At 49.4% G+C, this 14,281-nt stretch carries 17 protein-coding genes and 1 other annotated feature; of the genes, 9 read left to right on the forward strand and 8 right to left on the reverse strand.

Going from position 1 to position 14,281, the window contains the following annotated elements:
* Positions 1-13: 13 nt before the first annotated feature.
* The 4 genes from thiE (at position 14) to thiO (ending at position 2,812) form a co-directional block, all read left to right on the forward strand.
* Positions 14-631 (forward strand): thiamine phosphate synthase, encoded by a 618-nt coding sequence (thiE, locus tag AC0YNU_RS31100; protein WP_475763601.1) that lies wholly within the window; start codon positions 14-16, stop codon positions 629-631.
* A gap of 10 nt (positions 632-641) precedes the next feature.
* A complete protein-coding gene (thiS, locus tag AC0YNU_RS31105; protein WP_475763603.1) occupies positions 642-848 on the forward strand; it encodes a sulfur carrier protein ThiS in 207 nt (68 codons plus the stop codon).
* Between the two features lie 5 nt (positions 849-853).
* Positions 854-1,630, forward strand: coding sequence for a thiazole synthase (locus AC0YNU_RS31110; protein ID WP_475763605.1), 777 nt, complete (start codon positions 854-856; stop codon positions 1,628-1,630).
* 69 nt (positions 1,631-1,699) lie between these two features.
* A complete protein-coding gene (gene thiO, locus AC0YNU_RS31115; RefSeq protein ID WP_475763607.1) occupies positions 1,700-2,812 on the forward strand; it encodes a glycine oxidase ThiO in 1,113 nt (370 codons plus the stop codon).
* An 85-nt stretch (positions 2,813-2,897) separates the two neighbouring features.
* Here the strand turns inward: thiO and AC0YNU_RS31120 are convergent, their stop codons facing one another.
* Both AC0YNU_RS31120 and AC0YNU_RS31125 read right to left on the reverse strand, forming a co-directional pair.
* Positions 2,898-4,091 (reverse strand): sugar efflux transporter, encoded by a 1,194-nt coding sequence (locus tag AC0YNU_RS31120; RefSeq protein WP_475763609.1) that lies wholly within the window; start codon positions 4,089-4,091, stop codon positions 2,898-2,900.
* Between the two features lie 96 nt (positions 4,092-4,187).
* Positions 4,188-5,081 carry an AraC family transcriptional regulator gene (locus AC0YNU_RS31125; protein WP_475763611.1) on the reverse strand — a complete coding sequence of 298 codons (894 nt, stop codon included), beginning with the start codon at positions 5,079-5,081 and terminating at the stop codon, positions 4,188-4,190.
* A 200-nt stretch (positions 5,082-5,281) separates the two neighbouring features.
* Between AC0YNU_RS31125 and AC0YNU_RS31130 the strand changes: the two genes are divergently transcribed.
* A complete protein-coding gene (locus AC0YNU_RS31130; protein ID WP_475763613.1) occupies positions 5,282-6,133 on the forward strand; it encodes an aldo/keto reductase in 852 nt (283 codons plus the stop codon).
* 59 nt (positions 6,134-6,192) lie between these two features.
* Here the strand turns inward: AC0YNU_RS31130 and AC0YNU_RS31135 are convergent, their stop codons facing one another.
* The 6 genes from AC0YNU_RS31135 to AC0YNU_RS31160 form a co-directional block, all read right to left on the reverse strand.
* Positions 6,193-6,345 carry a DUF6254 family protein gene (locus AC0YNU_RS31135; protein ID WP_475763615.1) on the reverse strand — a complete coding sequence of 51 codons (153 nt, stop codon included), beginning with the start codon at positions 6,343-6,345 and terminating at the stop codon, positions 6,193-6,195.
* 100 nt (positions 6,346-6,445) lie between these two features.
* The gene (cydS, locus tag AC0YNU_RS31140) at positions 6,446-6,553 is read right to left on the reverse strand and encodes a cytochrome bd oxidase small subunit CydS family protein (RefSeq protein WP_420831476.1); all 108 of its coding nucleotides are present in this window, start codon (positions 6,551-6,553) and stop codon (positions 6,446-6,448) included.
* A gap of 56 nt (positions 6,554-6,609) precedes the next feature.
* A complete protein-coding gene (locus tag AC0YNU_RS31145) occupies positions 6,610-7,635 on the reverse strand; it encodes a cytochrome d ubiquinol oxidase subunit II (protein WP_475763617.1) in 1,026 nt (341 codons plus the stop codon).
* Positions 7,632-8,987 carry a cytochrome ubiquinol oxidase subunit I gene (locus AC0YNU_RS31150; protein ID WP_475763619.1) on the reverse strand — a complete coding sequence of 452 codons (1,356 nt, stop codon included), beginning with the start codon at positions 8,985-8,987 and terminating at the stop codon, positions 7,632-7,634. Before AC0YNU_RS31150 ends, AC0YNU_RS31145 begins: the two co-directional genes overlap by 4 nt.
* 55 nt (positions 8,988-9,042) lie before the next feature.
* On the reverse strand, positions 9,043-9,177 hold the full coding sequence (locus tag AC0YNU_RS31155) for a hypothetical protein (protein ID WP_275589194.1): 135 nt from the start codon (positions 9,175-9,177) through the stop codon (positions 9,043-9,045).
* A gap of 619 nt (positions 9,178-9,796) precedes the next feature.
* Complete coding sequence (locus AC0YNU_RS31160; RefSeq protein ID WP_475763621.1) at positions 9,797-10,348, reverse strand: hypothetical protein; 552 nt, start codon at positions 10,346-10,348, stop codon at positions 9,797-9,799.
* A gap of 232 nt (positions 10,349-10,580) precedes the next feature.
* Positions 10,581-10,786 (forward strand) — a binding site (T-box leader).
* 40 nt (positions 10,787-10,826) lie between these two features.
* Here AC0YNU_RS31160 and AC0YNU_RS31165 point away from each other — a divergent pair.
* The 4 genes from AC0YNU_RS31165 to AC0YNU_RS31180 all read left to right on the forward strand — a co-directional run bounded on the left by AC0YNU_RS31165 (position 10,827) and on the right by AC0YNU_RS31180 (position 14,113).
* On the forward strand, positions 10,827-11,597 hold the full coding sequence (locus tag AC0YNU_RS31165) for a nucleotidyltransferase domain-containing protein (protein WP_475763623.1): 771 nt from the start codon (positions 10,827-10,829) through the stop codon (positions 11,595-11,597).
* Positions 11,598-11,904: 307 nt separating this feature from the next.
* Entirely contained in the window at positions 11,905-12,282 is a 378-nt protein-coding gene (locus AC0YNU_RS31170) for a hypothetical protein (RefSeq protein WP_475763625.1), read from the forward strand.
* 203 nt (positions 12,283-12,485) lie between these two features.
* The gene (locus AC0YNU_RS31175; RefSeq protein WP_475763627.1) at positions 12,486-12,839 is read left to right on the forward strand and encodes a hypothetical protein; all 354 of its coding nucleotides are present in this window, start codon (positions 12,486-12,488) and stop codon (positions 12,837-12,839) included.
* 230 nt (positions 12,840-13,069) lie between these two features.
* Positions 13,070-14,113 (forward strand): hypothetical protein, encoded by a 1,044-nt coding sequence (locus tag AC0YNU_RS31180; RefSeq protein WP_475763629.1) that lies wholly within the window; start codon positions 13,070-13,072, stop codon positions 14,111-14,113.
* Positions 14,114-14,281: the final 168 nt, after the last annotated feature.

Raw genomic sequence — 14,281 nt, forward strand, 5'->3', positions numbered from 1 at the left:
GAGGGATAGGAACATGAAGGAGTTCCGTTTATATGCAATTACGGGAGAGAATTTCCATCCGAACCGGGAATTGATCGAGGTCATGGAGGAAGCGATTCACGGCGGCGTGGACATCATTCAGCTGCGGGATAAGACGAGCGGCCGGGAAGACCTGCTGCGCAAAGCAAGCGCGCTTCGGGAATTAACGCGCAAGCATGGCGTCACCTTCATCGTCAACGATTACATCGATATCGCGATGGAAGTCGATGCGGACGGGATTCATTTGGGGCAAGGCGATCTATCCTTGTCGGAAGCCAGGAAAATCGTCGGCGATAAAATCATTGGCATTTCCACGCATGCGCTGGAAGAAGCTCTGCTGGCAGAGCAGCAAGGCGCGGACTATATCGGCGTCGGTCCCGTGTACCGAACGGCCACCAAGGCGGATGTCGTCGATCCGGTCGGCGTATCGTACGTGCGCGAGGTGGCGCAAAACATCAAGATTCCGTTCGTAGCGATCGGCGGAATCAAGCTGTCCAACGTGGATGAAGTGATCGAAGCGGGCGCGACGCGAATCTGCGCGGTCAGCGAAATTGTAGGCAGCAGCGACGTAAGAGGAACCTGCGAAGCGTTCCTGAACAAGCTGAATAAATAGGGGTGAACGCATGGAATTAGTGGAGCTGGTCATTAATGGATTAAAGCAGGAGCTCGACGTGCATACGATTCAAGATGTCGTCGACCACTATGGATTGACCGGGAAGCCGATCGTCGTCGAGGCGGACGGCGTCGTGCTTCAGGCGGAGCAGTGGGGAGAACAAGCGGTTCATCCCCGAATGCGGATCGAGCTCGTGCATTTTGTCGGAGGAGGTTGAGGAAGATGGCAGACGGCTTACGCATCGGCAATATTGAATTGTCTTCCCGTTTTTTTATCGGCACCGGACTGTTTCCTAATCCATACGTTCAGATGGAAGCGATCAAAGCGTCGGGCGCACAGGTGCTGACCTTTGCCATTCGGCGAATTAACTTGGAATCCGCGGAGGATGATTCGATCCTGCAGCATGTGCAGCACGGACAGTATACGTACCTTCCGAACACGTCCGGCGCGAGGACGGCCGACGAAGCGGTGCGAATCGCCCGGCTGGCGCGCGCTTCCGGCTTGAGCGATTGGATCAAGGTCGAGATCAGCGCGAATGAACGCACGCTGCTGCCGGATCCGATCGAAACCTTGAAGGCTACGGAAATTTTGGTGAAGGAAGGGTTTACGGTCCTTCCTTATACATCGGATGACCCGATTCTATGCAAACATCTGGAAGAGGCCGGAGCAGCGGCGGTCATGCCGGGAGCGGCGCCGATCGGTACGGGGCTCGGCATTCTCAATCCGTATAACCTCGGGCTGATCGTCGAAGAAGCGCAGGTGCCGATTATCGTGGATGCCGGACTCGGTTCGGTGAGCGATGTCGCCCAAGCGATGGAGCTCGGCGTATCCGGCGTCTTGATGAATACCCCCGTAGCCAAAGCAAGGGACCCGATCGGGATGGCGCAAGCGATGCGAATGGGCATTGAAGCGGGGCGGCTTGCTTATCTGTCCGGACGGATCGATAAGAAGCGTTATGCGTCGGCAAGCAGCGGGCTGGATGCGTTCAAGCTGAAGTAGCTTGCTGGATCGGAATCCTGCAGCATTGCTTTTGAAGAGACGCCATTACTGAGGAAAGATGGTCTGCAGATGATAGAAAGCGTAGTAATCATGGGCGGGGGCGTCATCGGATTATCCTGCGCCTTCGAATTGCGTAGACGGGGGCATCATGTCACGGTGCTGGAGCTCACGCGCTGCGGAGGGCAGGCTTCCGGCGCGGCGGCCGGCATGCTGGCGCCCTATTCGGAGAACGTGGAGGGACCCGATGCGTTTTTTCGATTTTGTCTCGAAAGCCTGCGCCTCTATCCGGATTGGCAGATAGACGTGAAACGGGCTTCGGGCCGAACATTCGAATATACGAATTCGGGCAGTCTCTATATTGCTTACCATGAGGCGGATTTGCTTGCGCTGGAAGGCCGGCTCCTCTGGCAGCGAGCGTATGGGTCCTCCGGCAGCATCATGGAAGGCGATGCTTTATTCCGGCTGGAGCCGTATCTGTCTAGGAACGTACGGGCAGCGCTGCATACGCCGGAAGAGAGCCATCTCTATGCGCCGCATTACGTAGCCGCGCTTGAACAGGCCTGCCGGTTGATGGGCGTAGAGATTCACGAGAACTTGGAGAAGCTGTCCGTTATCGAGTGGAAGAGCGAGCTGGCTGTTCAAGCGGCGGATGGGCGCTTGTTCGGCGCGGACCGGCTGCTGGTGTGTTCCGGCGCATGGGCGCAGGAGCTCTCGGCGACGTTCGGCATCCGCATTCCCGTGTACCCGATACGCGGACAGATATGCGCGTACGAGGTGGAAGAGAAGCCTGTTCAACATATGGTATTTAGCAATCAGGGGTATCTGGTGGGCAAAGAAAACGGCTCGCTGGTGTGCGGCGCTTCGGAGGACGTGGCCGGCTTCGATACGTCGGTTACGGAGAAAGGCATCGAGCGGCTGCGCAACTGGAACAAAAACGCGTTCCCGTTCCTTGCGGACAAGACGCCGTTTCATCGCTGGGCGGGTTTGCGGCCTGCTACCCAGGACGGTTTTCCGCTGATCGGAGCGCTCGGCCACGCTAACCGCGTCGTATTCGCGGCAGGGCATTATCGCAACGGCATACTGCTCAGTCCGGCTACCGCCATGCTTGCAGCCGATTGCTTGGAAGGAAAGCCGGCGGCTGAATTTGCCCAAGCGTTCTCGCCGGAAAGGTTCGGCAGGTGAGACATCAAGCAGAAACAGGCCCATGCAACGATGCATGGGCCTGTTTCATTTCTGCCTCTATAAGGTACGTCTTCAAGCCTCGACTTCAGGCGGCGGCTTCTAGTTCCCTCCGTGGGCTTGTTCGCCTTAAGATGAAGAACGCGACAAGCACGATGGCCAGGCATGCCCAATAAACGTCGCGATAACCTGCGTACTGGGCAATGAGGCTGCCCCCTAGATTCCCCACCAGCCTTCCGATAATAGACGCGTTGTAATAAATCGTCGTGGATAATCCGGGTGAATTCGGCAGCAGCTCGGAGAAATAGCTCAGCCCGTTGCCCATGACAATAGCGACGAACGCTGCCTGCAGAAGCTGTGCGGCAATCAGCTGCCAGGGAGCGGTAGACACGCTTAACGTCACGTTGTAAACGACGGCGATCAAGCAGGCGCCGATCATCAAGGTTCGGTTCGATCGTTTTCGGCCGAACGCACCCAGCACGACCATGATGGGAATTTCCAAACCGGCGCAAATGCTGACGACCAAGCCGACATCCGTATGCGTGCCTTGCAGCTCGTTCACCATAAACAACGGCGTGACGATTCCGTTGATGGCATTGACCGCGAATAGAAAGATGAAGGCAATCAACGGGTACCAGATCTGTTTTCGGTTGGGAGAAGACGCAGCGGATACCGGACGCTTCTTCCGAACGGCGCTTCTGGCAGGCAGGAAGAAGAACACCAGCGTTGCGATCGTCATGAAGATGGCTGCAGTCCCGAGGAAGAGCCCCTTATAGCCAACGGCTCCCAAAATAACGGTTCCGATCAAAGGGCCGACGAGGAAACCGAGAGATACGAGCGAACGCAAGGTTGACATCGCGAACGTCTTGTCGTCGGAGCTGCTTTCATTGGCGGATTCCTGGGCGTAGGCAAAAATTTGCGGCATGGCCGAAGCCCCTAAACCGCTGAAGAAACTAACGATAATTAGCAGCGCGTAGAAGTTATCAAACACCAAATACGACGAATAGCCAAGCGCGGATGAAACCGTGGCGATCATAATCACCATTTTCCGGTCCAGCCTGCGATCCGAATGTTTGCCGATGAATGAGTTCGCCGCGACGCCGCTCAGTGAACCTACGGCCGTGAATGCGCCGAAAGCCCCCGCGCTCATGCCCAATTCCTCGGTACAATATAGCGCTAAGTACGGCAGCGTAATCGATATCCCCGTGCCGACGAGCAGAACGCATAGGACGAATAACCGATATCCCTTGATTGCGAATAGATGGTTTAGTCGCGTGTACAACGTAAGCCTCCTCCAAGAAATGATGCTCCCTATTATGCATCAGATCCTCGCGAGACCGTTATCCCATTCATCCCGAATGATTGCCTAATCCTCGCACTATGCTTTCAGGCGCTTGATATCTTGTCTCGGCGGAGAGCCGTACATGCGGGAATACTCGCGGCTGAATTGCGAAGGGCTCTCGTAACCTACCCGGAATGCCACGTCAGCGGCATCTGCGGACTCGGTTAATAATAAGCGGCGGGCTTCCTGGAGCCTCAGTTGTTTTTGGTATTGAATCGGGCTCATGGCCGTTACTTCTTTGAAATGCCGGTGCAGCGAAGAAACGCTCATATTCGCGATGTCGGCAAGCTCTTCGATCCGAAACGAACGATCGTAATGATGCACGAGTTGTTCGATGACCGCTCTGATATGATGCGTCGAGCTTCCTTCCATGACCAGCTGCTCCAGTATCATCCCGTTCCTGCCTTGCAGCACCCGATAAAGAATTTCTTTGGTAAACAGCGGCGCAAGCACCGGAATATCTTGAGGCTGGTCCAGCAAACGAGCGAGCCGCATGACCGAATCCAATAAGGAAGTCTCGATTTGGCTGACATACATGGCCCGTTTTGGATTTTCTCTCGACTGGGAGCGAGCTTCCGTATTCCGCAGCACTTCTACGATTTGACCCGGCGTAAACTCAAGCTTGAAGCCCAAATAAGGCAGCTCGGAAGTGGCTTCGGTCACTTGGGACGTTACCGGCAAAAGCACGGAAGCCACGAGGTAATCGGCAGGACTGTATTTGTAGCGCTCCTGAGCCAGCCACACTTCCTTCGCCCCTTGAACGACCATGCAGAAGGAGGGCTTATAGACGCCATGCTTGGGCGCGGCCGCTTGCGATTGACGCATGAAATACAACGATGGAACGGCGGTCGGATGAACGCCGTCCTGCTCTGCATAGCGCGCGATGAGTTTGGCGAGTTCCTTTTGTTGATTCAATATGAGCTCGGACATGCAATCCCCCTCGTTTTTTTGCTGTCGTTTCGTCATTCTCCGTCGTTCGATTATAGCCCATTTTCGCTTGTTTCATAAGTGGCTGCGAGAGGATTAGGCAAGCATTTGATACGAATGAGCTAACGCTTGTTCGAGCAACGGGTGCATACTAAGGATGTGAATCAGGCTGCGGAATAGAATAATGATCGGGAGGGTTCCATATGCACAACGTAATCTTGAACAATGGCGTGGAGATGCCGATACTCGGATTCGGCGTCTATCAAATCAGGGATCACGACGAATGCGAGCAAAGCGTGTACGACGCGATTATGGCGGGCTATCGGCTGATCGATACGGCCGCTTCTTATCTGAATGAAGAAGCCGTCGGCCGAGCCATCAAACGGAGCGGCGTGCCAAGAGAGGAACTATTTATTACGACGAAGCTTTGGGTCCAGGATACCGGATATGAGCAAACGAAGCTGGCGTTTGATAAATCATTGGCACGTTTGCAATTGGATTATTTGGATTTGTACTTGATCCATCAGCCGTTCGGCGATATCTATGGCTCATGGCGCGCGATGGAGGAATTGAATCGGGAAGGCAAGGTTCGGGCCATCGGCGTCAGCAACTTCCAGATGGATCGCCTGATCGACTTGATCCTTCATCATGAGGTCGTTCCTGCCGTCAACCAGGTGGAGACGCACCCGTTTAACCAGCAGATCGAAAGCGCGGCATTCATGAAAGAACACAACGTGCAGATTCAATCCTGGGCGCCTTTCGCGGAAGGCAGAAATGATTTGTTCCAGCATGAATTATTGGTATCCATCGCTCAAAAATATAATAAATCCGTTGCGCAGGTGGTATTGCGATGGTTAACGCAAAGAGATGTCGTCGTCATTCCGAAGTCCGTTCGGAAAGATCGAATCGCCGAAAACTTCGACAGCCTGGATTTTGAGCTCAGCCAGGAGGATATGTCGTCGATCGCCACGTTAGACACGAAGCAAAGCCTGTTCTTCTCGCATAACGATCCGGAGATGGTCCAATGGATCAGCAACCGCAAGCTTGAAATCTAATAAACAAGGAGCAGATGCGCTTAGGCCATCTGCTCCTATTTCGTTTGCCGGCGAACCGTCTAGTCGCCGTTATTCCGCGCGTTCTCGTAGCCGGCGATGCCGGAGGAGCCTTCGTCCGAAATTTCGGCCAGCGATTTGACCTCGCCGTGCGGCTTCTGATTCTGTTTGCGGCCTTTCCACGCGTTCTCGCGGCGGTTCTTGGATGATGTCATCGTAGTGAGGCTCCTTTGCTTGGCATGCTAGTGTCCGTTTGCCGCAGCGAGAGGGCTGCGGCAAACGGCGCGTCTATAGCGTGCGCGGAAAAGGCGGTTCTTATAACGGCTGACCCGGCTTCGGCTTGCGTGCGCCCCACCAGAACAAGAAGCCGACGCAAAGCAGGACGACGAGGAACGGCGCGACAAAGATGAGAAATTTCTCGATCATGGACAACAACCTCCGTTTTGATTTCTTGCCAAACGTTATTGGGTTCCCGACAGCTATTTGGCGCGCTTGCCCTGTACGTATTTCGTATCGAACAAGAACAGCCGCATAAGCAGGTACAGCGATGGAATGAGCAGCAGCAGCCCGAGAATGAAGACCGCGATGAGCGCAAGGGCCATCGGCTCGCTCGTGAAGTTGTCGTGTATCGTCAGGTACGGATACAGCACGTACGGCATGTGGCCCGCGCCATAGCCGAAGAAGGCGAAGCCGAACTGCAGCATGACGAAGACGAAGGCGACCCCGAGGCGTTTGCGCGTCCATAAGAGGTAGATCGCCACAAGGAAGCAGGCAAACGACAGAACGAACATCCAGGCGTAATGCTTCATTTGATCGAAATGGACCGGGTTATGCCCGCGGATCGCGAAGAATACGAGCAGACTGCACAGAATCGTCGGTCCGCTCCAGGCGAGCGCGTATTTGCGGACCACCTCGAAGGCGCCGCGGTCATTGGCCCGATCGGCGTAGTAGCTGAGGAACATCGCCGATATATACAGCACGCTCACGAGCGCGAGCAGGACGACCGTCCAGGAATACGTCGAGCTGAACAGTTTGCCGTACAGGAAGGTCACGCCGCCGCTAGGGCTGACCTCGATATAGCCGCCCTCCGAGATCGTCATGACCGTGGACAACGAAGCGGGAATGAGCAGGCCGCTTGCGCCGTAGAGCAGCATGTAGAAGCGGTTGTTCTTGTTCGTGCCGTACGTGTTGAAGGCGTAATACGAGCCGCGAATCGCCAGCAGGACGATCGCGACGCTGCCCGGGACGAGCAGGGCGGTGCCGTAATAGTAGGCCGTGTCGGGGAAGAAGCCGACGATGCCGACGAAGAAGAAGACGAGAAACACGTTCGTGACTTCCCATACGGGCGATAGATAGCGTTCGATGATATTGTTAATCAAATGCCGCTGGCCGGTAACCGCGCTGTAATAGCTGAAGAAGCCTGCGCCGAAATCAATCGAAGCGACGATCAAGTAGCCGAATAAGAAAATCCAGAGCACGGTAATGCCGAGCACTTCATAACTCATTGCTCGTCGCCTCCTTTGAAGCCCTTAGCCTCGATCTCATCTTCGGCTCGATTGCTGCGGAACATGCGGATCAGCACCGTAACGGCCGATACGCCGAGTACGATGTAGAGCAGAACGAATACGATGAGCATCGTATCCACGTGATCCGATGTCGTGGCGCCTTCCGACGTCCGCATAATGCCGCGGAGCAGCCAAGGTTGGCGGCCTACTTCCGAGAAGATCCAGCCGTGCTCGATCGTCATCATGGCCAGCGGGGCGGCAAGGATAATGCCGCGCAGCATCCATTTGTTGCTGAAGGCGGCGCTGCGTTTGCGGTACAGGAGCAGCATGAAGGCGCCGGCGATGATGACCATCATCGCGACGAAGCCCATTTTCAAATCGAACAGATAGTGGATATAGAGCGGCGGATGTTCATCCTCCGGAATGTCGTTCAGGCCGGTTACTTCCGCATTCGGCAGGCCGTGGGCGAGAATACTAAGCGCGAACGGGATTTTGAAGCCGTATTTGATCTCGTTGTCGTCCGTTAAGATTCCGCCGAGCACGAGAGGCGCCTGCTTCGACGTATCGAAATGCCATTCCATCGCCGCGAGCTTCTCCGGCTGGTACTTGGCCAGATATTTACCCGACAAGTCGCCGATTACGGCGCTTGCGATAATGAAGACGAAGGCGGACATCATGGTCAGCTTCAGCGCCTTCTTATAGTAGACGTGGTTGCGGCCTTTCAAGAGCGACCAGGCGGCAATTGCCGCGAGCACGAACGCGCAGGTTAAGTAGGCCGTTACGAGCACATGCGATACTTTCGTCGGCATGGCCGGACTCAGCATGGCGCCGAACGGGGAGATATCGACGATTTTGCCGTCCTTTACGGTCACGCCTGCAGGCGAATTCATGAATGCGTTGACGATCGTAATGAAGCAGGCCGAAGCCGAGGAACCGAGAACGACCGGAATCAGGAGCAGCAGATGCGTCGTCTTCTTCTTGAAGCGTTCCCATGTATAGAGATAAATGCCGAGAAAAATGGCCTCGAAGAAGAAAGCGAACGTCTCCATGAAGAGCGGCAGGGCGATCGACTGGCCCGCTACCCGCATGAAGGTCGGCCACAGCAGGCTGAGCTGCAGGCCGATGGCCGTGCCCGTCACGACGCCGACGGCGACCGTGATGACGAACCCGCGCGCCCAACGGCGCGCCATGAGCAGATAATGATCGTCGTTTCGTTTGATGCCGATCCATTCGGCAAGCGCGATCATGAGTGGCACGCCGACGCCGATCGTGGCGAATATAATATGAAACGCGAGCGTGACTCCCGTAAGAATCCGGCTGTACATGACCGGATCGTAACCGCTTAGCAGCATCTTGATCCCTCCCAAAGCTTGGTATAGTATTGGACGTTTCCGGGCGCCTTACTCATCATTCGAACAGATAGCGGGACAAGGATAACAGCATGATCACTGCGACGACGATACATAGAACGATGAGTCGTTTCTCTTGCTTGGCGACACGGCCGGGGCTGATATCCTTCCCGGAACGAGGTTCACGGGCCATAGGGAATCCCTTCTTTCTGCATGGAATGCGGTGTGCTCGGCAACGGACGAATCGATGCGATACAAGCGGTTCGAAGCGGTTAGGCTCGTTGTCCATACCTTACGTTCACCGTTATATCGTTATTATAAACGACCGTTGTGATTTATTTCACAATATTTATGACGAGAGATTGAACTTTTGTGATATATTTCACAATCCTTACGTGAGCGTTAGGTTTTGGGGAGGGAACGATGATTTTTTACAACCTTCATTCATGTGATGATGAAGAGAAATAAAGTTTGTTAATGGAAAATAAAGATTGGGCAAAACTGGGTTCGATTCACCAGTCTCCGACCTCAGCCAGAATTGTTGCAGCAATTCTGGTGCCAATGCCGTGGTATCGATTGGATCAATTCATACTCAGGTAATTCTGCAGCTACGGCATCTATACGACTGTTCGAGTTTGGCTAGAGGACAATAGTTCAATCACGATATGCGGCAGCCGGTCAAAAGATCAACTGCCGTTTCCATTGAAGCAACGGGCAGTTTAGCGCAGCTTAGGAATAATACAAACGTCAACATCTCTGCCATTAAACATCAACATAAAATACACTCGACGTTACTCGAGAGTCATAGAACGCTAAGGAGTGTTCGGATCATAAACTACAGAGTAAATAAAAATCTGATTGGATATATGTATTTCTATTTGATTTTTCCCGTCCTTTAAAGGAACAAAGCATTTCCAGTTTTCATCACCGAAATCGGTGTCTTTCGCTACTTCTCCATTAACATAAACCGTTACTTTATCTTCACGCCAGTTATCCCATGTGAATGTTAATACATTGCCTTTACTTGCAGCATAAAATGTTATATTCTCTACCAACAACTTAGGAATAAAAAACTTTCCTGAGGTAGAATCTATTTCGGTTGGACTCAATAAAGGAATTGGGAACGTTTGAGGTTCTTCTGGTGTCGTTGGAGTTGTTTGTACAGCAGACGCTCCAGAACCCCCTGATGGCTGACTGCTTGCCCCCCAAGTGCCATCTGGTTGAAGCAACTGGGTTTCCCCGGTAAACCGATTTATTCTTATAGGAGTTCTTTGGTCATAGTTTACATATTGATAGAGGCCATAATTGAAAAACAAAAAGAGAGCAATTAATAATACTACACTCGTAAAGAACGCGTACTTCATCTTTATCTCTCCTCATGTTTTTATTCATCATAACAAATCATTTACTGAGACTACTCATTTTCCCATTAATTATTATAAGACCTTTGGAAGCTTCGTTTCACTAACGGGAGACTATAGTTGAATGAAGACACAACGGCAGCCGGCAATTTGGTCGGCTGCCGTTGCTCATTGAAGTAACGGGCAGGATTGTATTGACGAGAGCTCATCTAAAGATGTAATATTTAACCAATAGGTTAATGCGCTGATGGAACACAAGTAAATCATTTTTCGCCACACAGGGAGAGGTTCCTTGATTGAAAGAACCTTTGGAGAAATCGTTTGAAACGCCAGTTCCGGAGTGTGGTTAATATCCACCGGTAGGACCCGTTACAGTCCAAACGAGTTGGTTGTGAATGTTACAACAACATGGGTGGTACCGCGATTATAATCGTCCCAGAGCAGATGCTCTGGGGCGTTTTTTATTTTGGGAGGAGTCTATATGTTATTAGAAAAAGTTTTAAAAAGAATTGTAATACAAAGTGAATATAAGGATTTTGTCGATAAGTATATAGATAATTTACTTATCGAATTTAAAGGTAAGATTCATAGCATTTATATGTGTGGCTCGATTCCAAAAGGAACTGCTAAACCTTTTAAGTCAGATGCAGACTTTACTATTGTATGTGTAAATCCCAATGATATTGATTACGAAAGATTGTCAAATATTAAAGACAGGCTGTTGGAAGAATATCCATTACTAACTAAGATTGATACGATAATTTGCTCGATTGACGATGTATTAAGCAAACCAAATGAGTGGGGTTTTTGGATTAAGATAATTTGTGTTTGCATATATGGTCATGACGTTGGTGAAAAAGTACCACCGATAATTATTTCTCCAGAGTTCATTTTAGACTTAAATACAGAGACCAAGGAGGAAGTAGATCGTGTACGTAGTTCACTTTCTAATGCTAGTGATAACACAATGAAAATTAGATATATTAAAGGTTACTCTAAGAGATTAATTCGTGCATTATACTCTTTAATTTTAGAAGATACAGGTGTATGGCAAGATGACATTATTAAGATGAAGAATGCCATATTAAACTATTGTAAGATTGACTCCGCTTTAGTTGATTATCTCTATGCTTGTTACTTGGATAGTAATAATGTACTTGTTGAAGAGTTTCTGGGAATTGCAGATGAAGTATATAGCTATTTTGAGAACGCGTTAAATGCAATGGCTTCTTCAAGAACTTCCTTCGACTAACTCCATATTGACGCTTCGGGTCACTCTAAGAAGCTAGTGACCACATCCAGCCCCCTAAGCCAGTAGGGACGTCACTGCATTAGGTGTTCGGCAAGCCTCAAACTATAAGCAGCGAATCTAATTAAAACATAAGACTATTGAGCTAACGGGAGACGATAGTTCAAAGAATCTTGGAGCAGTTTACCGGTGGCAACTGCTCCATTTTTCATTAAGCTAAAGGGCAGATTAACGCAACAAATCCATTGTTATTTACGCATAGGATATACTTGGAAAATTTGAGGGTTTATAAAACGGAGTTGGAGGACATATGACGAAATTCAATAAAGATCTTTCATTTGATGAAAAAATGAAGATTGTACAAAAAGAAGTAAACGAGGAAAAGGAATATATTAACAACCTTTCCTTTGATCCAAAGCCTGTTATTGAGATTGTAAAAAGATATATCGATCTATGGGATCCCGTCCAGCTGTTAGCAATGGAATGCCCAGAGGACGAATATGAATCGGAAATTAGAACAATATCGATATATATTACTAAACATATGGACGACTTAGATGTAATAAAACTTGAAAGACAAATCATAGAGGTATTTGAGAATACTTTTGAAGAGGTGATTGTTCAAGACCATAGATCGATTGATACAGCAACTCGAATGCTTACTGCCATAAGAGATCTCACTAAATAGAGCGAACAGCAGCCAGTGGACGACTATCGTTAAGCTAACAGTAAGAACGATAGCACAATGCTGAAGGGCTGCCACGCGGCAGCCCTTCGCTACGCTAACGGGCAGAGCTTAGACTTTTATGAAGAAAAGAGGTTTTTAATGGTATTATATGTAATTGTGGGTTGTAAAATAAATGGATTATTTGAAAATGGGGGATTCAAAATATGGAACGTAAAATTCAACTAATGGAAACCTACGTATATATCGACCTTGGGAACTCAACTTTTTTAAAATTAAATAAAGGGTTGAAAATTCCATACTCTTCAATCAAGGGAATAACAACAGGTGGACCGATACCAAATGCTTTTAAACTATATGGCGCTTTATTAGGAGGAATGAGAAGTGGGTTATTTAGATCAAATGGTGGTTATCAACTGCACTTTTTTGAAAATGAGCTTGAAACTCTTCATTTAGATTTGAATAGCTTTCAAGTTGGTAAGTTCAAAATATCAAAGTTGATCATTGGAGTTGAAAATCCTGAAGAAATAAGTAAAAATATTTCCGAAAGAGTGAAGTGATAATTTGTTGATGAACTGTTCTTTGAACTAACGGGGAACGATAGTTCAACGATTCATTGAGCATTTGCCGGTGGCAGCTGCTCCATTTGTCATTAAGCTAAAGGGCAGTTTAGCTCATTTTTCGGAATGGATTGACCTAGACAGATATATTGAGCCTATTGCAGGAAAAAGAGATGTTTGGAATAATATGTAAATACATACTATCCAATCATTGTGCGAGGGGTGTGCTTATGAAAGGGGATATGATCATTCAGCCTAATTACCTTGGAAAATTAGAAAATTACAGTTTTGCAGGTATCGATTCTACGCATGTCGGTGCGATAAAGTCGGTTGCTGACTACTATCAAATTCCGTTAAGTACTTCATGGATTTATGGCATGACAGGTCTTGCTTTCCTGCATGTACTTGGTGACAACCTGGTTGAACCGAATGGCGGGCCGCCTGAGCCTGATGTTTTCCGATTGGCTCGCAATCTTGGGATAGAAATTTCGGGTTACCACGTTACTGCTGAGGGTGACGAGTTTGAGCGATTGCAGGCCGAGGCATGGGAGAAAGCAAAACTTGCTATTAACGCCAAGCAACCCGTGTTTGCCAAAAATATAGATCAACCTAATCAAATTACGGTTATTCATGGATATGATGAAGTTGGATATTATACATACTCTTGGCATACAGGGCATCAGCATAGCGAGGAAGTAATCCCTTGGAACTTATTAGGATCCAGTTATTGTCGTTGTATTAATTGTATAAATAGTCGCACGGCATCTCAGGTGGTTCATACGAGTGGGTTAATATCTCTGCATTGGGCAGCTAAGGCTCAATCCAGGGATGATCGTGAGTCTCTTAAAGAGGCGCTCGAATTCGTCATCCGATTAAACGAAATGGGAAGCTATCAATGTGGTGGTAAAACGTATCTCGTTGGGTCAAAAGCCTATGGGCGTTGGATCGATGCGATAGAAGGAAATGAGCTGGACAAGTATTTCTTTAGTCTGTTTATTGAAATCTTAAGAGAGGCGAGGCAGCATGTTATTATTTTTTTAAATGAAATTAAAGATAGAATTCAAGGACTAAATCTTAAGTTGGTCGATGAACTCATGGATACTTATAGGAAAGTTTCATCTAGATATGAAGTGTTGAAGGAGACTTATTCTTATACTGAACCACCTGGTCAAGAGCTGAAAGATCGCGAACAATGCAAAGCGATGCTCCAAGAGATTTCGATTCTTGAGGATAGAGCATTTCCGATTATTAAAGAAATTTATAAGAGCTTATAAAAATCACATCGGGTCGACGCTGTCGCCCCTTGATCCGCCATATGGATTCTGGGTTAAGCTCCCTCGAAATGATTCAGTTTCCTCACTCAGACTCATGAATTCGCAGGATTTCACCCTTTGATGATGTTGAAAGAAGAAGATATGCTGGAGCTTGCTGCTCGGATGAGG

The organism is Paenibacillus sp. J31P316, assembly GCF_056269105.1.